This is a genomic window from Streptomyces sp. AA4 (genome assembly GCF_000158875.1).
In the GTDB taxonomy this organism is placed as follows: Bacteria; Actinomycetota; Actinomycetes; order Mycobacteriales; family Pseudonocardiaceae; genus Amycolatopsis.
Genome location: NZ_GG657746.1, coordinates 7,818,776 through 7,841,994, shown reverse-complemented (window position 1 = coordinate 7,841,994; position 23,219 = coordinate 7,818,776). Strand labels below are relative to the sequence as shown.

23 protein-coding genes are annotated in these 23,219 nt (G+C 69.9%); 12 read left to right on the top strand and 11 right to left on the bottom strand.

Annotated features, from left to right (window positions below; translation table 11 throughout):
- Positions 1–4: 4 nt before the first annotated feature.
- Both SSMG_RS35775 and SSMG_RS35770 read left to right on the top strand, forming a co-directional pair.
- A complete protein-coding gene (locus SSMG_RS35775) occupies positions 5–994 on the top strand; it encodes a hypothetical protein (protein ID WP_009084261.1) in 990 nt (329 codons plus the stop codon).
- Between the two features lie 86 nt (positions 995–1,080).
- Complete coding sequence (locus SSMG_RS35770; protein ID WP_037715947.1) at positions 1,081–2,844, top strand: Hsp70 family protein; 1,764 nt, start codon at positions 1,081–1,083, stop codon at positions 2,842–2,844.
- Position 2,845: 1 nt separating this feature from the next.
- On the opposite strand, the gene pcp is transcribed toward SSMG_RS35770, so the two are convergent.
- Together pcp and SSMG_RS35760 are read right to left on the bottom strand one after the other, a co-directional pair.
- A complete protein-coding gene (pcp, locus tag SSMG_RS35765; RefSeq protein ID WP_037715945.1) occupies positions 2,846–3,451 on the bottom strand; it encodes a pyroglutamyl-peptidase I in 606 nt (201 codons plus the stop codon).
- Entirely contained in the window at positions 3,448–4,893 is a 1,446-nt protein-coding gene (locus SSMG_RS35760; protein WP_009084255.1) for a M1 family metallopeptidase, read from the bottom strand. Before SSMG_RS35760 ends, pcp begins: the two co-directional genes overlap by 4 nt.
- 124 nt (positions 4,894–5,017) lie before the next feature.
- Between SSMG_RS35760 and SSMG_RS35755 the strand changes: the two genes are divergently transcribed.
- From SSMG_RS35755 to SSMG_RS35745, 3 genes are all read left to right on the top strand, one after another.
- A complete protein-coding gene (locus SSMG_RS35755) occupies positions 5,018–8,221 on the top strand; it encodes a BTAD domain-containing putative transcriptional regulator (protein WP_009084254.1) in 3,204 nt (1,067 codons plus the stop codon).
- A gap of 69 nt (positions 8,222–8,290) precedes the next feature.
- Positions 8,291–9,313: an amidohydrolase family protein gene (locus tag SSMG_RS35750; RefSeq protein WP_037715943.1), complete on the top strand. Its 1,023-nt coding sequence runs from the start codon at positions 8,291–8,293 to the stop codon at positions 9,311–9,313.
- Positions 9,314–9,362: 49 nt separating this feature from the next.
- Complete coding sequence (locus SSMG_RS35745) at positions 9,363–9,683, top strand: ankyrin repeat domain-containing protein (RefSeq protein WP_009084251.1); 321 nt, start codon at positions 9,363–9,365, stop codon at positions 9,681–9,683.
- A gap of 90 nt (positions 9,684–9,773) precedes the next feature.
- Here the strand turns inward: SSMG_RS35745 and SSMG_RS35740 are convergent, their stop codons facing one another.
- Both SSMG_RS35740 and SSMG_RS35735 read right to left on the bottom strand, forming a co-directional pair.
- A complete protein-coding gene (locus SSMG_RS35740) occupies positions 9,774–10,574 on the bottom strand; it encodes an ABC transporter permease (protein ID WP_009084250.1) in 801 nt (266 codons plus the stop codon).
- Complete coding sequence (locus tag SSMG_RS35735) at positions 10,571–11,548, bottom strand: daunorubicin resistance protein DrrA family ABC transporter ATP-binding protein (RefSeq protein WP_037715941.1); 978 nt, start codon at positions 11,546–11,548, stop codon at positions 10,571–10,573. The genes SSMG_RS35740 and SSMG_RS35735 overlap by 4 nt, the downstream gene beginning before the upstream one ends.
- 109 nt (positions 11,549–11,657) lie before the next feature.
- On the opposite strand from SSMG_RS35735, the gene SSMG_RS46490 reads away from it, so the two are divergent.
- Together SSMG_RS46490 and SSMG_RS46485 are read left to right on the top strand one after the other, a co-directional pair.
- Positions 11,658–12,611, top strand: coding sequence for an endonuclease/exonuclease/phosphatase family protein (locus tag SSMG_RS46490; RefSeq protein ID WP_009084246.1), 954 nt, complete (start codon positions 11,658–11,660; stop codon positions 12,609–12,611).
- The gene (locus tag SSMG_RS46485) at positions 12,608–13,042 is read left to right on the top strand and encodes an acetyltransferase (protein ID WP_009084244.1); all 435 of its coding nucleotides are present in this window, start codon (positions 12,608–12,610) and stop codon (positions 13,040–13,042) included. The genes SSMG_RS46490 and SSMG_RS46485 overlap by 4 nt, the downstream gene beginning before the upstream one ends.
- On the opposite strand, the gene SSMG_RS35720 is transcribed toward SSMG_RS46485, so the two are convergent.
- Complete coding sequence (locus tag SSMG_RS35720) at positions 13,029–13,832, bottom strand: Sir2 family NAD-dependent protein deacetylase (protein WP_009084242.1); 804 nt, start codon at positions 13,830–13,832, stop codon at positions 13,029–13,031. The genes SSMG_RS46485 and SSMG_RS35720 overlap by 14 nt on opposite strands.
- Entirely contained in the window at positions 13,825–14,133 is a 309-nt protein-coding gene (locus SSMG_RS35715) for an antibiotic biosynthesis monooxygenase (protein ID WP_009084240.1), read from the bottom strand. The genes SSMG_RS35720 and SSMG_RS35715 overlap by 8 nt, the downstream gene beginning before the upstream one ends.
- A 230-nt stretch (positions 14,134–14,363) precedes the next feature.
- Here SSMG_RS35715 and SSMG_RS46480 point away from each other — a divergent pair, with 230 nt between their 5' ends.
- Entirely contained in the window at positions 14,364–14,651 is a 288-nt protein-coding gene (locus SSMG_RS46480) for a hypothetical protein (protein ID WP_286156998.1), read from the top strand.
- Positions 14,652–14,675: 24 nt separating this feature from the next.
- The gene (locus tag SSMG_RS35705; protein WP_009084238.1) at positions 14,676–15,335 is read left to right on the top strand and encodes an ATP-binding protein; all 660 of its coding nucleotides are present in this window, start codon (positions 14,676–14,678) and stop codon (positions 15,333–15,335) included.
- Here the strand turns inward: SSMG_RS35705 and SSMG_RS35700 are convergent.
- Positions 15,311–16,735 carry a M1 family metallopeptidase gene (locus tag SSMG_RS35700; protein ID WP_009084237.1) on the bottom strand — a complete coding sequence of 475 codons (1,425 nt, stop codon included), beginning with the start codon at positions 16,733–16,735 and terminating at the stop codon, positions 15,311–15,313. The two genes, SSMG_RS35705 and SSMG_RS35700, sit on opposite strands and share 25 nt — an antisense overlap.
- Positions 16,736–16,792: 57 nt before the next feature.
- On the opposite strand from SSMG_RS35700, the gene SSMG_RS35695 reads away from it, so the two are divergent.
- Positions 16,793–17,545, top strand: coding sequence for an alpha/beta fold hydrolase (locus tag SSMG_RS35695; protein ID WP_009084236.1), 753 nt, complete (start codon positions 16,793–16,795; stop codon positions 17,543–17,545).
- A 46-nt stretch (positions 17,546–17,591) separates the two neighbouring features.
- On the opposite strand, the gene SSMG_RS35690 is transcribed toward SSMG_RS35695, so the two are convergent.
- The 4 genes from SSMG_RS35690 to SSMG_RS35675 all read right to left on the bottom strand — a co-directional run bounded on the left by SSMG_RS35690 (position 17,592) and on the right by SSMG_RS35675 (position 21,227).
- A complete protein-coding gene (locus SSMG_RS35690) occupies positions 17,592–18,545 on the bottom strand; it encodes a peptidoglycan recognition family protein (protein ID WP_037715938.1) in 954 nt (317 codons plus the stop codon).
- Between the two features lie 90 nt (positions 18,546–18,635).
- On the bottom strand, positions 18,636–19,511 hold the full coding sequence (locus tag SSMG_RS35685) for an A/G-specific adenine glycosylase (RefSeq protein ID WP_009084234.1): 876 nt from the start codon (positions 19,509–19,511) through the stop codon (positions 18,636–18,638).
- Positions 19,512–19,534: 23 nt separating this feature from the next.
- Entirely contained in the window at positions 19,535–20,026 is a 492-nt protein-coding gene (locus tag SSMG_RS35680) for a carbonic anhydrase (protein WP_009084233.1), read from the bottom strand.
- A 163-nt stretch (positions 20,027–20,189) separates the two neighbouring features.
- Positions 20,190–21,227 carry a LacI family DNA-binding transcriptional regulator gene (locus SSMG_RS35675; RefSeq protein WP_199786412.1) on the bottom strand — a complete coding sequence of 346 codons (1,038 nt, stop codon included), beginning with the start codon at positions 21,225–21,227 and terminating at the stop codon, positions 20,190–20,192.
- Positions 21,228–21,468: 241 nt separating this feature from the next.
- On the opposite strand from SSMG_RS35675, the gene SSMG_RS35670 reads away from it, so the two are divergent.
- Both SSMG_RS35670 and SSMG_RS35665 read left to right on the top strand, forming a co-directional pair.
- A complete protein-coding gene (locus SSMG_RS35670) occupies positions 21,469–22,383 on the top strand; it encodes a metal ABC transporter solute-binding protein, Zn/Mn family (RefSeq protein WP_037715936.1) in 915 nt (304 codons plus the stop codon).
- Positions 22,383–23,219: a metal ABC transporter ATP-binding protein gene (locus SSMG_RS35665; protein ID WP_037715933.1), complete on the top strand. Its 837-nt coding sequence runs from the start codon at positions 22,383–22,385 to the stop codon at positions 23,217–23,219. Before SSMG_RS35670 ends, SSMG_RS35665 begins: the two co-directional genes overlap by 1 nt.

Sequence of the window (23,219 nt, the reverse complement as noted above, 5' to 3'; positions counted from 1 at the left end):
CCTTATGGGGTCTCCTTCGAGAATTTCGCGGCACGCCGCGGCGAGCACCGCGCTTTCGTTGCTGAGCGACCGTCAGCTCACCGAGCGGCTGAAGTCGGCTGAGGTGGTCTCCGAAGGCATCGGCGGCACCGGCGTGCGGCTGGACGTCGACGGGGTTCCGGTCTTCGCGAAGCGAGTGCCGTTAACCGCGCTGGAGCTTCAGCATCCCCATTCCACCGCCAATCTCTATGGCCTGCCTGCCTTTTGCCATTACGGCCTCGGCTCGCCGGAGGGCTCGGCGTGGCGGGAACTGGCGCTGCACGTCATGGCGAACGGCTGGGTCCTCAGTGGTTCGTGCGAGAACTTCCCTTTGCTGCACCACTGGCGGATCCTGCCGGTCCCGTCGGGCCGCGTGCCAGACCGCCCGCTGGAGGAGGACGTCGAGTACTGGGGCGGTTCCGCCGCGGTCCGCCGGCGGCTCACGGAATTGCGGGATTCGGCGGCGAGCGTGGTTTTGTTTTGCGAGTATTTCCCGACCAATGTGCATCGGTGGCTGCCTGGTCGGCTGGATCAGGTCGAGCGCCTTGCGTCGGAGGTCGCCGACACGCTCTCGTTCCTTCGCGCGCAGGGTGTCCTGCACTTCGACAACCACTTCGAGAACTTCCTGACCGACGGGGACCGGTTCGTCCTGACGGATTTCGGCCTGTCGTTCGCGCGCCGGTTCGACCTGACCGAGGAGGAGCGGGCGTTCGCGGAGCTGAACGCGGAGCACGACCGGGCTTACGGCTCGATGTATTTGGTGAACTGGCTGGTCACCGAGGTGTGCGGAACGCGGGACCGAGAAAGCCGCCTGGCCGCGGTCCGCCGTGCGGCGGCCGGGGAGCTTCCGTTGCCCGCGCCGGTGGCCGGTCTGGTGGCCCGGCATGCCGCGGTGGCGGTGGAGATGAACGACTTCTACGGGCGGTTGCTGGAGGACCGGGAGACGCCCTTTCCGGCGGCGGTTTTCGCGGGGTAGAGCGCGGTCAGCTCCGCTGCCACCGCGGCTCGCGAGCGCTGACGCTCGTGAGACGATGCGGTGGGGTTTTTGGGGAGGGGAACTGCGTGGACGTTCTGTCGATCGACTTCGGTACTTCCAGCACGGTCGGCGTCTTGGCGGCCTTCGGGCGCGGCCCGCGGGCTATTGAGGTCGACGGGTCGGTCACCATGTCCTCCGCGGTGTATGCCGAGGAGGACGGGCGGCTCGTCGTCGGGCAGGACGCGGAGCGGCGGGCCCGGCTGGATCCCAGCCGGTTCGAGCCGTATCCCAAGCGGCGGATCGACGACGGCGAACTGCTGCTCGGGGATCGGGTCGTGCCGGTGGTCGACGCCTTCGCCGCGGTCTTGCGGCGGATGGGCGAGGAAGCCGAACGGCAGCTGTCCGGGGTTCCGGGCGAGGTGCGGCTGTCGCATCCGGCGGGATGGGGCGCGCAGCGGCAGCAGACGCTTCGGGCGGCGGCGGGCAAGGCCGGGTTCGGGCAGGTGCGGTTGGTGCCGGAGCCGGTCGCGGCGGCGGCGCATTACGCGACTCTGCGCGAGCAGGGCGCGCCCAGCGGGCCGATCGCGGTGTACGACCTCGGGGCGGGCACGTTCGACTGCGCGGTCGTCGGCGCGGGCACCGCGGTGCTGGCGGAGGACGGGTTGCCGGATCTCGGCAGCCTCGACATCGACCAAGCTCTGCTAGTCCACATCGGACGGTCCGTGTCGCACGCGGATCCGGCGCAGTGGCAACGGCTTCTGCGTCCGCAGACGACCAGCGACCGGCGGATGCAGCGGGTATTGCTCCAAGACGTCCGCGATGCCAAGGAAAGTCTTTCCCGGCACGCGCACACTGAAGTGCCGATGCCGGATCCGTTCGGCGACGTGCTCGTCACCCGGGCCGAATTGGAAGCGCTGGTCCGGCCGAATTTGTTGCGCAGCACGGAAATGCTCGCGGCGACGATCGCGCGGGCCGGGCTGACGCCGGATCGGCTCGGCGGCGTGTATCTGGTCGGCGGGCCCAGCCGGATGCCGTTGCTGGCCTCGCTCGTCGGGTCGAAGCTGGGCGTGGTGCCGACTACCGAGGACCAGCCGGAGACGGCGGTCGCGTTCGGGTTGCATCACGTGGACGAGCGGCCAGCAGCACCGGTGCCCGCACCGCAGGCGCCGGCGTCCTGGCCGCCGGTCCAGCAACAGCCCGTTCTGGTTCAGCGGCCACCGGCACCGATGCCGCCGCCCGGATGGCAGCAGCCGCAGAAGAAGAAGTCCCGCAAGCCCATCGTCATCGGCGCGATCGCTCTGACCGTGCTCGTCGTCGCCGGAATCGTGACCGCCGTCCTCGCCACCCGCGGCGACGACAAAGCCGCGGCGAATCAACCGGTCACTCCGCCGAACAACACCACCACCTGCGCCGATTCGAAGCCAGCGCTCCCCGGCGAAAACGGCCTCACGAAGTGCATGCGCCGCCTGTCCGGTCCGAGCATCCAAACCCGCGCAACCTGCTCTGACGACCCAGAATTGGCGAAGGCCCTCGGCGCGGTGCGCACCGCACTGTGCCGGTTCCCGGACAAGACCACCGTTGCGTTCCACGAAGGGCTCACGCTCGCCCAGGTCGAGCCGAGCGCGCGCAAGGACATGACCGGCCGCGTCGAAACCGACACCTGGCGCACCCGCACCGGGCTGAGCGGCCGGTACGTCGCCGGGATCGGGCCGAAGCTGGGGCTGCTGATCTACCAGGCCGACGGCATTCCCGTGGTCGGCACGGTGATGGACACCAGCCCTTCGCACACGAGCCGCCGGCCGCAGGACCTGGTGCAGTTCTTCGAGCAGACCGTCCAGCCCGGCGAATAACTCAGTTCAGCGTGCCGGCCGAGGTCGCCACATCCTCGGGCACGGTCAGCGCGGTGTCCGCCACGATCTCGAGCGCTCGCGCGGTCGAGTCCACCGGCAGCCGGGCTTCCTCCGGCACGTGCACGAAACCGCCGCGCAGCCCGGGAAACTCCGTCGCGATCAGGTGCATCAGGCCGTAGAAGACCTGGTTGCACACGTACGTCCCCGCGGTGTACGACACGGCCGCGGGCAGCCCCGCCGACTCGATCGCCGCCACCGCGGCTTTCACCGGCAGCGTGGTGAAGTACGCGGACGGCCCGCCCTCGACCACCGGCACGTCGATCGGCTGCGCGCCCGCGTTGTCCGGGATCCGGGCGTCGATCAGGTTGATCGCCACCCGCTCCGGCGTGACGTGCTCGCGTCCGCCCGCCAGCCCGGCGCAGACGACCACTTCCGGCCGGTGCGCCAAGATCGCCGCGCGCAGCGCCGGCAGCGCCGCGGCGAACTCGCACGGCAGCTCGACCGCCACCGTGTCCGTCCGCCGCGCCGCTGCCAGCGAGGCTGCCTGCCAAGAAGGATTCGTCGCCGCTCCGTCGAACGGCGCGAACCCGGTCAGCAGAATTGTCACTTGGCGGCCGGCTTCAAGTCGCCCGGGTAGAGGTACTCGTCGGACGGCTTGCCGTTGCCGTAGATCCACGCGTCGAAGAAGCCCTGCAGGTCCATGCCGGACACCTTCTCACAGTACTTCTGGAAGTCCTGCATGCTCGCGTTTCCGTCGTGGTGCACGGAGTTCCAGGTCTTCAGCACCTGGTCGAACGCGTCCTGCCCCAGGTACTTGCTGAGCGCGTGCAGCATGACCGGGCCCTTGGAGTACACGTAGGTGAACTCGTGGCCGGGACCCATGTCGTACAGCTTGCCGTCCCAGAACGCGTCGCTGGCCGACGCGACCGTGTTCAGGTACTTGGCGTCGAGGTCCGTGCCGTTCTTCTGCGCCCACAGCCAGGTCGCGTAGGACGCGAAGCATTCGTTGAGGCAGACGTCCTTCCAGTGGTCGACCGCGACCGTGTCGCCCCACCACTGGTGCGCGTTCTCGTGCACGATCGTGCCGATGTTGCCCGCGCGGCCGGAGTAGATCGGCCGGCTCATCGTCTCGAGCGAGAAGCCGATCGGCTCGGTCAGGTAGATGCCGCCCGCGGCGTCCACCGGGTACTTGCCGAACTTCGATTCGAGGAAGTCGAGGACCTCGGGCAGTTGCGCGTCGGCCTGCTTCGTGGCGTCGGTGGTGCCCGGCGCGTACGCGCTGACGATCGGGGTGCCGTCCGCGCGCTGGCGCTTGTTGAAGGTCCACTTGTCGATCGCGACCGTGGTCATGTACGGCGCGGTCGGCGTCTCCTCGGCCCAGACGTGCGTGGTGCCCGCCCGCGTCCGGTACTTGGCGACCTCGCGGCCGTTGGCGATCACGCCCCATTCGCTGGGCACGGTGATCGACAGCCGGAACCTCGCCTTGTTGCGCGGGGTGTCGTTGACCGGGTACCAGGTGGTGGCCGACTTCGGCTCGCCCGCCGCGAACGCGCCGCCGGACTTCGTGAACTGCCAGCCGTTCTTGCCGAGGTTCGGGTCGTCGATCGCCACCGGAACGCCGTGGTAGGCGACCTCGGCGGTGAACGGCAGGCCCTTCCACAGCGGCATCTTCGGCGTGATCACGAGTTCGTGGTCGCCGGTGCGGGTGAACTTCGCGGGCGCGCCGTTGACCCGGACCGCGTCGACGGTGAGGCCGCGCAGGTCGAGGTCGAACGAGCTGAGCGACTGGGTCGCCTTCGCGTGGACCGTCTGGAGACCGGCGAGCTGGTGGGTGTCGGGAGCGTAGTTGACCCGGAGGTCGTAGTCGGAAACCTCGTACCCGCCGTTGCCGTCTTGCGGGTAGTAGCTGTCCCCGGCGCCGTCCGAGCCGGGGGTCGGCTTGTCCCAGCCGCCCTGTCCGGCGGACGCGATCCCGGTGCCGAGCGTCAATGCGGTGAGGGTGGCTGCGACGGTCACTGCCGGGCGACGCCAGCGGTGCAGTGCTCTCATGGGCGCTCCTGTGTCTGCGGGTGAATCCTCCGCAACGTAGCGCCGGGAAGCCGGGCGGTAACCGCTTGGCGGCAGATTGTCCCGAAAGTCCACACTTCCGTCGGGCTCCGACACGAGCCGGGCGATGTCTGGAAAGCTGGACCTCATGCGCGTAGCGCTGCTGGGCCCGCTGCGAGCGGAGGGGAAGGACGGCACGCCGATCGACATCGGCGGAGCCCGCCTTCGCATGCTCCTTTCCCGGCTCGCGCTCGACGCCGGCCGCGCGGTTCCCGCCGAGGCGCTGATCGACGGGCTGTGGGGCGCGGAACCCCCGGCGGACGCGGCGAACGCGCTCCAATCGCTGGTCTCGCGGCTGCGTCGGGTGCTGCGGCCCGCGGGGGCCGAGCTGGAGTCGGGCAACGGCGGGTACCGGCTCGCGGTGCCCCCGGAGGCGGTGGATCTCCACCGGTTCGAGCGGTTGTCCGCCGAGGGGCGCCGGGAACTTGCCGCTGGCCGGGACGGTACCGCCGCCGAATCGCTCGCTGCCGCGCTCGCGTTGTGGCGCGGGCCGGCGCTCGCGGACGTGCTGGACGCGCCGTTCGCGGCCGCGCCGGCGACGCTGCTGGAGGAGCGGCGCACGGAGACCGCCGAGGACTGGTTCGAAGCCGAGCTGCGGCTGGGCCGGCACGCGGACGTGCTCGCGGACCTTACCGCCGCGGCGCAGGCGCATCCGCTGCGGGAACGGTTGGCTGGCTTGCGAATTCGGGCGCTTTCCGCCGCGGGAAGGCAGGCTGACGCACTCGCCGCGTACTCCGCGATCCGGGCGACGCTGGCCGACGAGCTGGGCGTCGACCCGTCGGCGGAGCTGCAGGAAGTGCATTTGCGTGCGTTGCGCGGCGAGTACACGCCGGTCGCCGCGGTGGCTGACCGGTTGCCGCAGCGGCTGACCAGCTTCATCGGCCGGACCGACGAGCTGAAGCTGCTGGCCGAACTGCTCGAAGGAGCCCGGCTGGTCACGCTCGTCGGCCCGGGCGGGGCGGGCAAGACCCGGCTCGCGACGGAAGCGGCTTCGCGGCATCCGGCACACTCGCGCGGCCTCGTGTGGTTTGTGCCGCTGGCGGGGGTGCGGGACGCCGAGGACGTGTTGTCGGCCTTGCTCAACGCGCTGGAGGTGCGCGACCTCCGGACGACGGAGACCGAGGCGCGGCGTCGGCAGGTCGATCCGTTCGAGCACGCGGTGGAGGCGCTTTGCGGCGCGGAAGCGTTGCTGGTGCTGGACAACTGCGAACACGTCGTGGACACCGCCGCCGAGCTGGCCGAAAACCTGCTGCGCCGGCTGCCCGCGTTGCGCGTGCTGGCCACGAGCCGGGAGCCGTTGGCGATCACCGGGGAAACGCTGTGCCCGCTCGGTCCGCTGCCGGTGCCGGACGAGACCGCGCCGCCCTCGGACGTCGGCACGCTCGATTCCGTCCGGCTGTTCCTCGACCGCGCGATGGCGGTGCGCCCGGGATTCCGGCTCGACGAGTCCACAGTGGACTCGGTGCGGCAGATCTGCCGCCGGCTCGACGGAATGCCGCTCGCGCTCGAACTGGCCGCCGCGCGGTTGCGGTCGATGACCGCACAGCAGATCGCCGAACGCCTGGACGACCGGTTCCGGTTGCTCACCTCCGGCAGCCGGACGGCGTTGCCGCGGCAGCGCACGCTGCGCGCGGTGGTGGAGTGGAGCTGGGATCTGCTGAGCGACGCGGAGGTCCGGCTCGCGCGCAGGCTCGCGGTGTTCGCGGCGAGTTTTTCCGAGGAGGCGGTGGAAAACGTCTGCGCGGACGACGAACTGCCCGCGGAAGACATCGTGTACGTGCTGGGTTCGCTGGTCGAGAAGTCCATTGTGGACGTGGTGGGCCTGCGCTACCGCCTGCTGGAAACCCTGCGTGCGTACGCGTCCGAGCGGCTCGCCGAATCCGGTGAGCAGGAGCGGATGCGGGTGGCGATGGTCGCCTATTACGCGGAACTGGCGCACCGCAACGAGCCCTTGCTGCGCGGACGGGATCAGCTGCGGGCGATCGACGTCTACGAGCACGACAGCGACAACTTCACCTCCGCGCTGCGGGCGGCGATCGAGTCGGGAGCCGCGGAATCGGCGGCCCGGCTGCTGTTCGGGTTGTTCTGGTATCTCAACATCGTCGGCCAGAACGAGCGGGCCGCGCAGTTCGTCGACGAGGTGCTCGAACTGGGCGCGCAGCTGCCGCCCGACCTCGCGGCGAGCCTGCGGTTGAGCCAGGTGCTGATGCTGGCCATGTCCGGTCCGCAGGTCGAGGCGGACGTTCCCGAACTGGTCGACGAATGCGTACGGACCGGTGCGGCGGAACGGAATCCGTGGCTGTGGGTGGGATTGCCGATAGTGGCTTACCTCAACGGCGAACGCGAGCTGGCGAAGCGCGAGATCCGCCGTGCGGTCGAACGGGACGACCTGTGGAGCCGCGCCGCCGGACACTGGGCGGAGAGCTTCGTCCTCGGCGACATGGGCGACCTCGAGGGCGCGGAGCGGGCGCGAGAACTCGCGCACCAGGGTTTCGCCGAGGTCGGCGACCGCTGGGGCCTCGGCATGACGCACGGTTTCCGGGCCGCGGCGCTGTCGCAATCCGGCGACCACGAGGCGGCGATCGCCGGGTACACCGAGGGTTTGCGGCTCGTGATGGAGCTGCGGTCCAGGGACGACATCGTGCAGCAGTGGTGGCGGCTGGCGGTGGAACGGTCGCGCGCCGGCGACCAGGAGGGCGCCTGGCGGGACATGGAGGCCGCGGAACGCTACGCGTCTTCCGGCGGCAACAACGGATTGCGCCTGATCCTGTTGCTCGGCCGCGCCGAGCTGCTGATCCGCGAGCGCAACATCGCGCAGGCGCGCGAGGTGTTCCGGGAAATGAAGTCGGCACGGGCGGACTGGCCGACGCCGGAGGGTTTCGAAGCGGAATGGCTCGCCGCGATCGAGGCCGGGCTGCTGCTCGCGGAAGGCCGCCCGGACGAGGCGGAGCCGGCGGTGTTCGAGGTGATCGAGCAGACGGCCGGGCGCTTCGACATGCCGGACCTCGCTGGCATGGTCGAGTTGCTGGCGCGGATCCGGTACCAGCAGGGGCGGCTGGAGGAGTCCGCGCGGATGCTGGCGCTGAGCGCGGTGGTGCGTGGGCGGTTCGACCTGGGGAGCCCGGAGGTCCGGGAGCTGATCGCCAACCTGACCCGGGACCTGGGCGCGGAACGGTACGAGGCGCTCGTGGCCGAGACCTCGCGGCTGGACCGGGCCGAGGCGATCGGGGCGGTCCGGGCGGAGCGGTCCTGTGTTATCGGTGATAACTGAATCTTGCTTCCACTGATGTTTTCAGTGATACGCTCTCGTGGGTATCACTGGAAACGTCGAGGAGCTGTCATGCGTATCGTCGCCCTGGAAGAACACGTGATCCTGCCTGTCCTGCGCGACGCGTGGGCGAAGGCGGGGCTTCAGCCGCACGGTTATCCCGAGGGCCACCCGGTCACTCGAAAGCTTCTCGACGTCGGCGACGAACGCCTCGCCGACATGGACGAGCAGGGCATCGACGTCGCGGTGCTGTCTCTCACCACTCCCGGTGTGCAGAACCTGCCGGCTGCCGACGCCGTGCCAGTCGCGCGCGAAGCCAACGACGCACTCGCCGAGATCGTCGCCGCGAATCCCACGCGGTATCAAGCCTTCGCCACCCTCCCGACGTCCTCGCCCGAAGCCGCGGCCGAGGAACTGGAACGCGCGGTGGGCCTGGGCTTCCGCGGCGCGATGCTGTACGGGCGCACCGGCGAGAAACTGGCCGACGCACCGGAATTCGACGACCTCTACGCCACCGCCGCAAGACTGCGCGCCCCGCTGCATTTCCACCCCCAAGCGCCGGTGCGGGCGGTACAGGACGTGTACTACTCGGGCCTGCCCAACGGCGTCGGCGCGGCTCTGGCGACCGCCGGACTCGGCTGGTACTACGACCTCGGCGTGCAATACCTGCGGATGATCTTCTCCGGCGTCTTCGACCGGCATCCCGAACTGCAGGTGATCGCCGGACACTGGGGCGAGGTGGTCCTGTTCTACCTGGACCACGTCGGCGTCTTGGGCGGGATGGCCGGACTGCGGCAACCGCTGGCCGACTACTTCCGGCAGAACTTCTGGATCGCGGGCAGCGGCACGGTCAGCGAACGGTACCTGCGCTGGACGGCGGAGGTGGTCGGGACCGGGCGGATGCTGTACTCGACCGACTATCCCTACACCTTCGGCACGCGGCCGGGCGGATTCCCTTACCTGGACACGAGCGGCGGGGTCGCGCGGTCGTTTCTGGAGCAGGTGCCGTTCAGCGAGGAAGAGAAGGCCGCGATCGGGTCCGGCAACTGGGAGCGGCTGACCGGCCATCTCGCGACAGGTCGTCAGCCGCGCTGACAGCTGGCGATAACCTGCGGCGTCCCGCATAGCGCGAAGGAGCCCAGGCGTGTGGTCAGCAGCTCACCAAGCAGTCGAACTTGAAGACCTGCCACGCTTGCGGGCGCTCCTCGACGCCGGTCACGACGTCGAGGACGACATCGGCGACGGCTGGACTCTGCTGCGGCACGCCATCGACGCCGAAGTCGACGGCCACATCCAAAGCGGCGAGCCATTGCACGTCGACGTCACCGCCTTTCTCCTCGCGCGCGGTGCCGACCCGAGCCGTCGCCACGAGGGCGTTTCGGCCGTCGAGGAAGCGGACAGCCGAGGACATTGGCTGGCCGCCGACCTCATGCGTGCCTGGCTCGAACGGGGCCGGAAGCCGTAAGCCCAGATGAGAAAGGGAGTGTCTGTGCCCGGCTGTGGAACCCGGACACAGACACTCCCCGCAGCGTCCACACCCCCGTGAAGGACGCCCTCAGACCCGCTTGCGGTAGGCCCACGTCGCGAGCGGGAAGAACACCACGACCGCACCGGCCATCCACGCCAGTGCGCCCAGCAGGGAACCGCCGTAGGCGCCGCCGTTCAGGAGGCCGCGCATCACGTCGGACAGCAGGCTCACCGGGCTGATGTCGGCCCAGGCCTTGAGCCAGCCCGGCATCGTGGCGGTCGGGAGGAACACGTTGCTGCCGAACGTCAGCGGCATGATGAAGACGAACATCAGGCCCTGCGCCGCGCCCGGGGACTTCATCAGCATCCCCACGAACACCGAACCCCAGCAGAAGCACAGGCCGAACGCGACCGCCAGCAGGATCGCGAGGACGAACTCCCCGGGACCGGTCTGCACCCGGAAACCCATCACGGTCGCCACGGTCAGCAGTACTGCGAGGCACACCACGTACCGCACGAGGTCGGCCAGCACCGCGCCGATCAGCGGGGCCGAACGGGCGATCGGCATGGCGCGGAAGCGGTCGAAGACGCCCTTGGTGATGTCGGTGTTGAGCTGCGTGCCGACCGTCAGCGACGCCTGCAGCACGTTCATCACGATCAGGCCCGGCACGAACGACTGCAGGTAGTTCTCGATCGAACCGCCCAGCGCGTTGCCGAACAGGTAGGTGAACATCAGCAGGAAGATGATCGGCATCAGCGTGACGTCGGCCAGCTGTTCCGGATTCTTGCGGATCTTCAGGATTCCGCGCCAGGCCAGCGAAAACGCGTGCTTCGCGCCCTGGACGGGACTGATGTGCCGGGGCGGGGCCACGGCGGTGGCGGCGGTCATGACCGGCTCCCTTCGAGTTCGCGCTCCGGCGTCTTCTCCTCGGCCGCGTGCCCGGTCAGCGCCAGGAACACCTCGTCGAGGCTGGGCAGCCGCAGCGCCAGTTCGTCGGAGGTGATGCCTGCCGTGTCGAGGCGGCGCACCAGCGTGGACAGCAGCACCGGGTCGGACACCGGCGCGGTCAGCAGTCCGGTGGCGTTGTCGCGGACCGGGCGGACGCCGGTGAGTTCGGCCAGGATGCGGTCGACCTCGTCGAGGTCGCTCAGCGACGTCGGCCGCACCTGCAGCGTCTGCCCGCCGACCCGGCGCTTCAGCTCGTCGGCCCGGCCGTCGGCGACCACGTGGCCGTGGTCGAACACGGTGATCCGGTCGGCCAGCTGGTCGGCCTCCTCCAGGTACTGCGTGGTGAGCAGCACCGTCGCGCCGTCGGCGACGAGGCTGCGGACGACGGCCCACACCTCGTTGCGCGCGTGCGGGTCGAGTCCGGTGGTCGGCTCGTCCAGGTACAGCACGGCGGGGCGGCCGACGAGGCTCGCCGCCAGGTCGAGCCTGCGCCGCATGCCGCCGGAGTACGTGCGGATCGGCCGCTTGGCCGCGTCGGTCAACTCGAACCGCTCCAGCAATTCCGCCGCCCGCGCCCGGGCGTCGGCCCGGGACAGGTTCAGCAGCTTGCCGATCAGCACCAGGTTCTCGGTGCCGCTCAGGTCCTCGTCCACCGACGCGTACTGCCCGGTGAGCCCGATCAGCCCGCGCACCCGGACCGGGTCGCGGACCACGTCGTACCCCCCGACCGTGGCCCGGCCCGCGTCGGGTCTCAGCAGGGTCGCCAGGATGCGGACCGCGGTCGTCTTGCCCGCGCCGTTCGGCCCGAGCACCCCGACCACCTTCCCGAACGGAACCTCCAGGTCCACCCCGTCCAGCGCCTTCGTCTCCCCGAAATGCTTGACCAGGCCCTCGGCCTGGATCGCGTGCGACATGATGCCTCCTCCTGTGTCGCTCCAGCACACTGTGGACGGTGCCGCTGGCAAGCCGCGCACACGGCGCTGACACGGACCTGTCAGCGGCTGCCCGGCATACTCTTCGATCATGGTGATGGAGGCGCGGACGCGAACCCGGCTGGTCACGGGCCTGCTCGTGCTGGTCGGACTGCCGCTGCTGACGGTGACGGTGCTGCGCACGATCGGCTGGGACGGCAGCGGCTGGTACCTGACCGCGTTGCTGGCGCTGACGCCGTACGTCGTCATCTACGGCGTCCTGCTCGCCGCACTCGCGCTGGTGCTGCGGCGCTGGTGGGTCGGCGGTGTCGCGCTCGCGATGTCCGCGCTGCTGGCGGTGTACGTCGCGCCGCGCGTGATGTCCGACGACCAGCCCGCGGCGCAGGGGAAGACGGTGCGCGTCCTGGCGGCCAACCTGTACCTGGGCCAGGCCGACCCGGCGGCGCTCGTGCGGCTGGTCCGGGAGCAGCGGATCGACGTGCTGAACCTGCTGGAGATGACGCCGGCGGCGATGTCCGGGCTGGAGAAGGCCGGGCTGTTCCAGACGCTGCCGTACCGCGTGCTGCATCCGGCGTCCGGGGTGGACGGTTCCGGCATCGTGTCGCGGTATCCGTTGACCGAAGAGGACTACACCGGCGATTCGGCCCAGAAACAGCCCGGCGCGGCCGCGGATCTCGGCGGCGGCACGACGTTGGAGCTCGTGGCGGCGCATCCGCGTTCGCCGGACTCCGGGTACTACCAGTGGGAACAGGAGATGCGGGACCTGTCGCGCGCGATCGGCGAGCACGGCCTGCGTGTGGTGGCCGGCGATTTCAACGCGACCCTCGACCACGCCGCGCTGCGGACGGTGCTGTCCCGCGGATACGTCGACGCGGCGGAGGCTCGCGGCGCCGGCCTGGTCCCGACCTGGTCGACGTCGGCCGTTCCGCTCGTGCCGCTGGACCACGTGCTGGTGGACCGCCGGGTCGCGATCCGGGATTACCGGGCGTTCGACGTGCCCGGAAGCGATCACCGGGCGGTTTACGCGGAGGTGCAACTGCCGTGACGACCCTGCGGCCCAGCAGCGGGGAAGCCGAATACCCGCGGCTGCTGGAGGTCTGGCGCAGCGCCGTCGAGGCGACGCACCATTTCCTGACCCCGGCGGACGTCGAGTACTACGCCACGCGCGTCCCGCACTACTTCCCGGAAGTGGACCTGACCGTGGCGGAGGTCGACGGAATCGCCGCGGGTTTCTCGGGGATCGCCGACGGAAAGCTGGAAATGCTGTTCGTGCACGACGATTTCCGCGGTCGCGGAGTCGGATCGGCGTTGCTGCGTGCGGCGCTGGACCGGTTCCCGAAGCTCACCCTGGACGTGAACGAGCAGAACCCGCAGGCAGTCGGTTTCTATCTGCACCACGGGTTCGTGGTGGCGGGCAGGCAGGAGACCGATTCGGACGGCCGTCCGTTCCCGTTGCTGGCACTCAAGCGAGCTTGACCAGCGTCTCCAGCGCGCCGGCGGCGATCGAAATCCCGCGCCCATGCCGGATTTGCGGTTCGCGCGGGTTGATCCGGATCAGCGCACCCGTCGCCGCGCTGGCGAGTTCGGAGTACCGCCGTACCGTCGGAACCGCTTGCCCGGCACCGAGTTCGACCACCACCAGGTCGCGATGCGCACGTCGCCAGGCCGTCAGCTCGTCCAGCTGTTCCTGACTGCGATCCGGCACCCAGTCGAAATCCCCGAACATCAGGATGTTGGGCCGGGCCAGGCTGCCGCACCGCGGACACGACGGCAGCGGCGGCCGGGCGCGCATCGTCGCCTCGTCCAGGTCGACCGCGATGCCCTCCGCCGGCCAGATCTCCCGCGAGCATCCCGCCAGGCACTGCAGATGATGGATCGACCCGTGCGCCTCGGCGACGTGCGGAAATCCCGCCGCCTGGAACTGTCCGTCCACATTGGACGTGAAAACGCGCACACCGCCCGGGGTGGCAAGCCCCCATTCGAGCAGCAGGCTGAACCCCCGGTGCGGGACCGTTTTCCGGTACAGGTCGAGCCGATGCCCGTAGAACCCCCAGGCCAGCTCCGGATCCGAGGCGAAATGCTGAGGGTCGGCCAGCTCCTCGAACCGCAGCCCGAGCCCGGCGTACGGCGGATACGCCCGCCAAAACCCTTCCCCGCCACGGAAATCGGGCAGGCCGGAGTCGACGCCCATCCCGGCGCCGGCGCACACGAGCAGCGCGCCGGCGCCGCGGATCAGCTCGGCGGCGCGGGCGAGTTCGTCACTCACCCGGCTTCGATGCCTGGACGACCTCGAACTCCAGCAGATTCGCGCCGCTCGCCACCGGCTTCTGGCGCTCGCCGGCGTGCGCCTCGCGCGCCGGGCCCTTCGCCCAGGCCTGGTAGTGCTCCTCGGTTTCCCACTTCGTGTACACGAAGTAGCGCGTCTCGCCCGCGACCGGGCGGAGCAACTCGAAGCCGAGGAACCCCTCCTGGTTGTCGACGGAGTGCAGCCGCGCGGCGAATCGCTTCTCCAACTCCGGGCCGGCGCCTTCGGGGACCTCGATTGCGTTGATCTTGACCACTGCCATGGGTCCAGCGTACTAACGGCTGGCCCTGTTTCGCGGTTCGTGCCACTGTGTTTGATTGCACCGACTTCGTCGGCGCGTGCGGGATCGCCTTCAAGTCGGCGTCTGACGGAGCTGCGCACCCGGCCCGGGGGGCCGTGCACGCATCTCCGTCAGACGCCGACGCGATCCCGCGTTTGGGTTACGTCAGGTGGGCGCGGGGCTGGTCCGGCGGGCACGAGGACCTGGTCGGCATGCTGGTCACAGCCAAACAGCACGGCCACTACGAGCTGGGCGCGGTGGACTACGCGACGGTCGCGATCGGCCCGGACGAGGCGGCGGACGTCGTCCAGCTCGGGTTGGTCGGCACGACCGCGCCGGACGGTTCCCCGGTGCTGGTCGGCGTGCGCGGCTCGGCCCCGCAATACGGCCAAGCGAACTGCCGCCTCGAAGTGATCGCTGTGTTTGATGGCGCCGGCTCCGCCGTCGCGGGCGCGATCGCCTTCAAGTCGGCGATCCCGCGTTTGGATTGCGTCGGGTAGGCACGGCGCGCGACCGGTCAGCATTTGAAGCGCGGCCTGCTGCTGCACGGCCCGCCCGGAACCGGGAAAACGCACACCGTGCGATACCTGATGGGTCAGCTCCCGAACTGCACAGTCGTGATCCTCACCGGCGTCGCCATGCGGTTCATCTCGCAAGCCGCTTCGCTGGCGCGCCGGTTGCAGCCGAGCGTCGTGGTGCTGGAGGACGTCGACCTGATCGCCGAGGACCGCGCCCTCGCGCACGGTCCCACGCCGCTGTTGTTCAGCCTGCTCGACGCGATGGACGGCGTCGGCGGCGACGCGGATGTCACCTTCCTGCTGACCACCAACCGGGCGAGCAGTCTGGAGAAAGCGCTGGCAGACCGGCCCGGCCGGGTCGACTTGGCGGTCGAGGTGCCGTTGCCGGACGCGGCGGGCCGGGAAGCGTTGCTGCGGCTGTACTCGCGTGACCTGGAGCTGACAGCCGACCTGACCCCGGTGGTCGAGGCGACGGAAGGCGTCACCGCGTCGTTCATGAAGGAACTGCTCCGCCGGGCGTCGCTGCGCGCGCTGGCGCTTCGGCCCGACGAACCAGTGCGGGTCGGCGACCCCGAACTGAGCGCGGCCCTAGCCGAAATGAACGACTCGCGCAGCAGCCTGACCAGGTCGTTGCTCGGCAGTCACGGCCGCAGCGTGCCCGGGTAGAGGTCGGCGTCCGACGGCAGCTTCGAGCTGTGGAACCAGTCGTTGAGGAAGCCGCTCAAATCGCGTCCGGCGACCTTCGACACGAGCTTCTCGAAGTCCGCCCACGTCGCGTTGCCGTTGCGATGCTGGCTCACCCACTCGTGCAGCACCTTCTCGAACCCCGGCTCGCCCATTTCCCGGCGCAGCGCGTGCACGGCGAGGATGCCCTTGTCGTACGCGCCCTCGAACAGGTGCTCCGGCCCCATGTCGACGAGCTTCTGGCCCCAGAAATCCGTGCTGCCCCTGGTGATTTCGACGGCCGCGCGGTAGCGGTCGTCCAGGTTCTGGCCCTCGCGCTCGCCCCACATCCACTGCGCGTACGACGCGAAGCATTCGTTCAGGCAGATGTCCGCCCACGAGTTGAGCGACACCGAATCGCCGAACCACTGGTGCGCGTTCTCGTGCACCAGAGTCAGGATTTCCGCCCATTTCGCATAAGTGGGACGGGTTTGCGTTTCCAGGGAGAAATGGATGTTCTCGTCGAGGTAGATCCCGCCCGCCGCGCTCTGCGGATATTTGCCGAACTTGCTCTCCAAAAACGAGAGCACCTCGGGCAGCCGGTCGCCGGTGGCCTCGCGGGCTTCGGCACCCGGCGCGTAGCCGGAAACGACCGGCGTGCCGTCCGGGAGCGTGGACCGCTGCACGGTGAACCTGTCGATCGCGATCGTGGTCAGGTAACTGGCCACCGGGTTCGGATCGGTCCACGTCGTGGTGGTTTTGCCGTCTTTGCCGCTCGTGCCCTGCTCCCGGCCGTTGGACAGCACCGTCCATCCGGCGGGCACGTGCGCGGTCAGCGTGAAGGTCGCCTTGTCGCGCGGGGTTTCGTTGACCGGGTACCAGAACGACGCCGCGTGCGGTTCGCCGACCAGGTACGCGCCGCCGTCCTCGGAGCGGGCCCAGCCGTTCTCCGACCCGCCGTCGTGCGGGGTGTTCGCCGGTACGCCCGAATAGCGCACGCGCGTCCGGAACGTCGAACCCGAGCGCAGCGGTTCGGCCGGAGTCACGACCAGTTTGTTCTTCTCCCGGCTGTACTTCGCCAGTTTCCCGTCGATCTCCACTCCGGAGACGTCGAGCCCGCGCAGGTCGAGGTCGAAGCGGCTGAGGTCCTGGGTGGCTTTCGCGGAGACCGTGGTGTCGCCGTCGAGGCGGCCGCTCGGCGGGTCGTAGCTGACGTCGACGTGGTAGTCGAGCGCGTCGTATCCGCCGTTGCCGTCCTCCGGGAAGTACGGGTCGCCCGCGCTGCTCGCGCCCGGCGCCGGATGCATCGGGGGCGGCGGCGGAGCAGCGGGCTCGGCGGGGCTGCACGCGGACAGCGCAAGCACGCCGGCGAGGGCGAGGACGGCGGTTCGGCGGCTGCGCATTCCTTCACCCTAGGGGCAGGTTTGTGATGAAGTAGCGCCAGAAACCCAGGAGGACTAATGCGACCAGGCCTGATCGACTTCGGCGGCGACGAACGCCCCGGCGTGTCGATCCTCCTGCTGCACGGGCTGATGGGCCGCGCTCGCACGTGGTGGCCGGTCGCGCAATGGCTCAAGCGGTACGGCCGGGTGCGCGCCCTCGACGCCCGCGGGCACGGCCGCGCGCCGCACAGCGGACCGTGGACGACCGAGCAGTTCGCCGAGGACATCGCGGACGTGCTGGCCGAGCTCGGTCCCTCCGTGCTGATCGGGCATTCGATGGGCGGACTGCACGCGTGGGCCACCGCGGCGAAATACCCGGAGCTGGTACGCGCGGTGGTCAGCGAGGATTTCGCGCCGGACCAGCGCGGACGCACCGTCGAGACCTGGCGCGGCTACTTCGAGAGCTGGCCGGTGCCGTTCGAATCGCTGGCCCACGTGCGCGAGTTCTTCGGCGCCGCGGGCGACTACTTCACCGAATGCGTCGAGGAACGCGAGGACGGCTACCACCTGATCGCCGACCTGGAGCACCTGTACGAGATCGCCGCCGAATGGGGGCGCCGGGACTACTGGTCCATTGTGGACGGCATCCGCTGTCCGCTGCTGCTGGTCGAGGGCGAGCACACCGCGATGCCCGCCGGTCAGCAAGCCGAGGTCGCGGCGCGCGTGCCCGGCGCGAAACACCTGGTCGTGCCCGGTTCGGCGCATTTGCCGCACGCCGAGGCGCCGGAGACCTACCGCGGTGCGGTGGAGGCGTTCCTGTCCGGCCTGTGACGCCCCACGTGTCCCGCCCTCGCTGGCACACGTGAGGCGTCCCCGGTCAGCGGGCCAGCTCGGTGCGCCACGCGGCGGTCGAGCGGTCCGCCGGCACGATCAGCGGCCAGACGTCCGAGCCGAGGTAGGCGGATTCGTCGCCGGCCCGGGCCGCGGTGCAGCTGTCGCGGGAAAGCCCGTGCGCCGCGGCCAGCGCGGACACCGCGTCCGCGGTCGCCTTGCCGAATACGCCGTCGGTCGGCACGCCGAAACCGGCGGCGCGCAGGAAGCGTTGCGCGGTCCGCACCTGCGGGCCGGTGTCCCCCGGCTTGAGCAGCGGCCACTCCGGCGCGTCGAGCCGGGCGACGGACAGGCCGAGCTGCTGCCCGACCGCGGTGCGCAGCTCCGGGAGCCGGTTGTAGAGCACCTGGCCGCAGCACTCGGTCGAGTTGAAATCGCGGTGGCCCTTGATGAACTCGGGCGTGATGCCGTATTGGTGCGCGATGTAGGCGACCAGCTGCACGAGCGAGTTCCACAGCGCGACCGGCACGTCGACCGTGCTGTAGAGGCCCTCGTTCTCGATGCCGATGCATTCGCTGTTGTGGTTGGCGACGTTCGCGCCCTGCACGTGCTGCTTCCCGCCGCGCAGGATTTCCAGGCTGCGGTGCCGCCCCTCGGTGACGAAGCCGCCGCGGCTGTTCGTGAACTGCTGGCCGGTGTCGATCCAGCCGCGGGTGTCCATGTGGAAGTTCTGGATGTCCCGCGAGATCTGCAGCGCGTGCGCCAGCGAGTAGTCGGTGTTGTTGCCGGGGTCGACGGTGTGGTGCACCACGATGTACGTCGGCTTGTGGTTCTCCACCACGATCGTGCCCGAGGGCGGACGGGCGTTCCACTCGGCCGTCGAATGGATGACCGGCGTGGTCACCGCGGCCGCGGATTTCGCTCCTGCGAAGCCCAAAGCGCCCGCGGCGGTGACGGTGAGGCCGCCCTTCAGGACGGCACGACGCGTTGCTTCCCCCATGCGGAACTCCTCAGCCCGGAAGTGCGACGGGGGAAAGCTAACCCGGCGCCCCGGAGGGGACAACTTTTTGCCGACTTTCGTAGTAGTGCGTCAGTGTTCCCCGGGAAGCGCGAACAGCCCGTCGCGGGTTTGCTCCAGCAGACCGTCCACGAGCAGCGAATCCAGGCACCGGTCGCGCTGGCCGGCTTCGTGCCACACGACATCCAGCCGCGCCTTCTCGACCGGCCCCTCGGCACCGCGCAGGACGTCCAGCAACAGCCCGCGCACCTGCCGGTCGGTGCCGGCGAACTTCTGCACCGGCTTGGCCGGACCGGCGTATTCGGGACGGCCGTTGAGCTGCCACGCGCATTCGGCGTAAATCGGGCAGTCCGCGCACTTCGGCGACCGCGCGGTGCAGATCAGCGCGCCCAGCTCCATCAAGGCTGCGGACAGCTTCGCCGCAGGCGCGTCTTCGGCGGGAAGCAACGCTTCGACGTCCGCCATGTCGCGGGTATTCGACGCCGGACCAGCGTCCCCCGCGCCATGTACGGCGCGCGCGACCACCCGTCGGACGTTCGTGTCCACCACCGGCGCGCGCTTGCCGTACGCGAACGCCGCCACCGCGCGCGCCGTGTACGCGCCGATGCCGGGCAACGCGAGCAGCGTGTCCACATCGGACGGAACGACGTCGCCGTGCTCCTGAGCGATGACGGTGGCGGCGGCGTGCAGCCGAAGCGCGCGACGCGGGTAGCCGAGCTTGCCCCACGCGCGCACGACCTCGCCGGTGGTCTCCGCGGCGAGCGCCGACGGCACCGGCCAGCGAGCCATCCACTCCAGCCAGATCGGCTGGACGCGCGAGACCGGCGTCTGCTGCAACATGATTTCGCTGACCAGCACGCCCCACGCCGAGCAATCGGGCTCCCGCCACGGCAGGTCCCGGCCGACGTCGGCGAACCACTCGATCAGCACATCGGTGTCTAGGGCCACCCCACCATTGAATACGAAAGCTCTTACTTGACCTCGGTCAGGCTCCCGGCCTTCACGTCGTAGACGAATCCGCGCACGTTGTCGGTGTGCAGGAGGAAGTCGCTGCGCCGGGCGCGCTCCACCGAGGTGCGGACGCTGTCCTCGACCTTGCGGAACGCCTCGACCGCCCAGGTCGGCCGCAGCCCGGTGGCGGACTCCAGTTCGTCCTTGAACTCCTCGTCGGTGACCGTGGAAAGGCCGCAGTCGGTGTGCTGCACGATCAGCACCTCGCGAGTGCCGAGTTTGCGCTGGCTGAGCGCGAGCGACCGGATCATGTCGTCGGTCACCACGCCGCCCGCGTTGCGCAGGACGTGTGCCTCGCCCTGCAGCAGGCCGAAGATCTCGAACACGCGGATCCGGGCGTCCATGCAGGTCAGGATCGACACCTGCAGCGACGGCTTGGGGGAGGACCGGTCGCCCGGAACGATGTGGCCGATTTCCTGATTGCGCTTGAGCAGCACGTCGATGGAGGTCATGGGGCACCTTTCGGCCTGCGCTTCCCCGCGGGACACGGGCGGCTGGCGTCCATGGAACCCGCCGCGACCCGCCCGCACAACGCGGTGGGCGGGAAATCACGGCAAAGGCTGGGGTGTCTTGTGCGTGGTTATGCCGGTTCTCACCGGCATCGCCGCGCACGACTCAGCCGCCGAACCAGGGCTCCTCGACCGTCCGCGGCGGCGCCGACGTGCGGCCGACCCGCAGTTCGGTCGGCAGCGTGATGACCTTCGGCCCGACCCGCTCGGCCGAGCTGAGCAGCAGCCGTCCGGCCACCTTGCCCTTCTCCAGCACCGGCTGATGCACCGTGGTGAGCCCGGAGCGCTCCGCCTCGGCGATGCCGTCGAAACCGGTCACTGTGAGGTCGAGCGGCACCCGCAGCCCGCGGCGCGCGGCCTCGGCCAGCGCGCCGAGCGCGAGAATGTCCGACGTGCAGACCAGGGCGGTGACCTGCGGATACGCGTCCAGCAGCTGACGTGCGGCCGAGGCGCCGTCGTCCACCGTGTGGTCGAAACGCTCGACGACCGGCACGGTCGCCCAGTCGACGCCCGCCGAGGAGAACGCGGTCGCCAGCGCCTCCAGCCGGGTGCGCTGCACGTGGAAATGCGCGCCGCTCTGGCGTTCGGCGGTCACGAAGTCGTCGTTGCGCTCGCGGCCGAGCCGCATGCAGAGAACGCCGATCTGCCGGTGGCCGAGCGCCACGAGATGGTCCGCGAGCTGCGTCACGGCGGCCGCGTCGTCCGGACCGACGCGGTCCACGCCCTCGATCCGTGGCTGGTCGATGATTACCGTCGGCACCGGCCGTTCCAGGACGGCCGCGAGATGCGGATCGTCGTCCGGCACGGAGTACACGACGAACCCGTCCACGCCCGCGCGGTGCACCGCGGCGAGGTCCTCGCGGCCGGGGCTGGCCGGCACGAGATGCAGGCCGACGCCCGCGTCCTCGCAGGCCAGCGCGAGCCCTTCGAGCACGCCGACGGCGGCCGGGTCGCGGAAGGCGTAGGAGAGGTTCTCGGTCAGCAGCAGCCCGACCGCGCCCGCCTTGCGGGTGCGCAGCGAGCGCGCGACCGGGTCCGGGCCGGGGTAGCCGAGCCGCCGCGCGGTCTCGAGCACCCTGCGGCGCAGTTCGGGGGAGAGCTGGTCCGGGCGGTTGTAGGCGTTGGACACGGTGGTCCTGGACACCCCGAGCTCCGCCGCGAGCGACGCCAATGTCGCCTGCCTCCGGGTGCGAATAGGACGGCCCATCCGCAAACCGTAACGGTTCAGATCGTTTTCCAGAAGCGACACCCCTGTGGTGAGCGTCTCGATCCGCTCGGTGATCAAGAGCGGGTGCGGCCACCCGGTGGAGTGAGGCTCGCCGTTCGGATGGGGTAAAGTGAATCTGACAACGGTTTCCATTAGCAGTTCGACTCAGGAGTGCCCGATGACTTCCCGCCGCACCACGAGCGTCCTCGCCGCCGCGTCGGCCTTGGCTGTGTTCGCGCTCGGCGCGTGCTCCAGCACGTCGTCCTCGTCCGGTTCCGGGGCGGGAGGGGGCGCGGGCGACCAGGTGAAGGTCGTCGCGTCCACCGATGTCTGGGGCAGCGTCGTGTCCGCCGTCGGAGGCGACAAAGTGCAGGTCACGTCGATCATCCACGATCCGTCGGCCGACCCGCACTCGTACGAATCGACCGCCGACGACGCGCTCGCCGCCAAGAAGGCGCAGCTGACGCTGGGCAACGGCGGCGGGTACGACGAGTTCTTCACCAAGCTTTCGGGTGAGGCGGCTTCGGCGAAGAAGCTGGTCGCGTACGACATCGCCAAGCCGGGCGAGGAGAACGAGCACGTCTGGTACGACCTGCCGGGCGTGGAGAAGGTCGCCGACCAGGTCGCGGCCGCGCTCGGCGAGATCCAGCCCGCGTCGAAGCAGAAGTTCGACGACAACGCCAAGACCTTCAAGGCCCAGCTCGACGGCCTGATCAAGAAGGCGGCCGCGCTGGGGACCGCGCACCCGGACACGAAGGTCGTCGTCACCGAACCGGTCGCGCACTACCTGCTCAAGACCGCGAACATCGCCGACGCCACCCCGAAGGCGTTCTCCGACGCGATCGAGAACGAGACCGACGTGCCCGCCGCCGCGGTTTCCGAGTTCACCAAGCTGATCAAGGAGAAGCAGGTGAAGGCGCTGGTCAACAACGTGCAGACGGTCACCCCGCTGACCAAGCAGGCGGTCGCCGACGCGAAGGCGTCCGGGGTCGCGGTGGTCGACGTATCCGAGACGCTCCCGGCGAACGTCACGGGCTACATTGACTGGATGACCAAGGATGTGGACTCGCTGTCGGGGGCTCTGAACAGCTGATGTCCGTCCAGCTTCCGGAAACCGGCCCCGCGGTCCGCGTGCGCGGGGCCGGGCTCGCCTTCGGCGACCGCACCCTCTGGTCCGGTTTGGACCTGGACGTCGAGCCGGGCGAATTCCTCGCTGTCCTCGGCCCGAACGGGTCCGGCAAGAGCAGCTTCCTCAAGGCGCTGCTGGGCATGCAGTCGCTGTCGGCGGGCACGGTGGAAATCGCGGGCGGACGTCCGGGAGGCGCGAACCGCAAGGTCGGCTACATCCCGCAGCAGCGCGCGATCGACGACGCGCTCACGCTGCGCGGCATCGACCTGGTCGGCCTTGGCCTCGACGGCCACCGCTGGGGCCCCGGCCTCGCCGGAATGCGCGAGCGGAAACGCCGCGTGGCGTCGGTGATCGACTCGGTCGGCGGCACGCGTTACGCGAGGCAGCCGGTCGGCCGGCTTTCCGGCGGCGAGCAGCAACGGCTGCGGGTGGCGCAGGCGCTGGTCGGCGACCCGACGGTGTTGCTGTGCGACGAACCGCTGCTGTCGCTCGACCTGGCGCACCAGCGCGCGGTCAGCGAACTGATCGACGCGCGCCGGCGTGCGGCCGGGACCGCGGTGCTGTTCGTGACGCACGAGATCAATCCGGTCCTGCAGTTCGTCGACCGCGTGCTGTACCTGGTGAACGGCCAGTTCCGGATCGGCAAGCCGGACGAGGTGATGACCTCGGAGACGCTGTCGGACCTGTACGGGACGAAGATCGAGGTGCTGCGCGTCGGCGGGCAGATCCACATCGCCGGTGCGCAGAGCGCGCTGTGCGAGGACCAACCGCACCACCACGAGCAGGAAGCAGTGGGCTGA

Coding starts and splice junctions, on each gene's coding strand:
- SSMG_RS35700 (WP_009084237.1), bottom strand. CDS start 16,735: ATGCGCAGCCGCCGAACCGCCGTCCTCGCCCTCGCCGGCGTGCTTGCG.
- SSMG_RS35755 (WP_009084254.1), top strand. CDS start 5,018: ATGTCTGGAAAGCTGGACCTCATGCGCGTAGCGCTGCTGGGCCCGCTG.
- SSMG_RS35740 (WP_009084250.1), bottom strand. CDS start 10,574: ATGACCGCCGCCACCGCCGTGGCCCCGCCCCGGCACATCAGTCCCGTC.
- SSMG_RS35690 (WP_037715938.1), bottom strand. CDS start 18,545: ATGGGGGAAGCAACGCGTCGTGCCGTCCTGAAGGGCGGCCTCACCGTC.
- SSMG_RS35760 (WP_009084255.1), bottom strand. CDS start 4,893: ATGAGAGCACTGCACCGCTGGCGTCGCCCGGCAGTGACCGTCGCAGCC.
- SSMG_RS35775 (WP_009084261.1), top strand. CDS start 5: ATGGGGTCTCCTTCGAGAATTTCGCGGCACGCCGCGGCGAGCACCGCG.
- SSMG_RS35680 (WP_009084233.1), bottom strand. CDS start 20,026: ATGACCTCCATCGACGTGCTGCTCAAGCGCAATCAGGAAATCGGCCAC.
- SSMG_RS35695 (WP_009084236.1), top strand. CDS start 16,793: ATGCGACCAGGCCTGATCGACTTCGGCGGCGACGAACGCCCCGGCGTG.
- SSMG_RS46480 (WP_286156998.1), top strand. CDS start 14,364: ATGCTGGTCACAGCCAAACAGCACGGCCACTACGAGCTGGGCGCGGTG.
- SSMG_RS46490 (WP_009084246.1), top strand. CDS start 11,658: ATGGTGATGGAGGCGCGGACGCGAACCCGGCTGGTCACGGGCCTGCTC.
- SSMG_RS35715 (WP_009084240.1), bottom strand. CDS start 14,133: ATGGCAGTGGTCAAGATCAACGCAATCGAGGTCCCCGAAGGCGCCGGC.
- SSMG_RS35665 (WP_037715933.1), top strand. CDS start 22,383: ATGTCCGTCCAGCTTCCGGAAACCGGCCCCGCGGTCCGCGTGCGCGGG.
- SSMG_RS35750 (WP_037715943.1), top strand. CDS start 8,291: ATGCGTATCGTCGCCCTGGAAGAACACGTGATCCTGCCTGTCCTGCGC.
- SSMG_RS35735 (WP_037715941.1), bottom strand. CDS start 11,548: ATGTCGCACGCGATCCAGGCCGAGGGCCTGGTCAAGCATTTCGGGGAG.
- SSMG_RS35670 (WP_037715936.1), top strand. CDS start 21,469: ATGACTTCCCGCCGCACCACGAGCGTCCTCGCCGCCGCGTCGGCCTTG.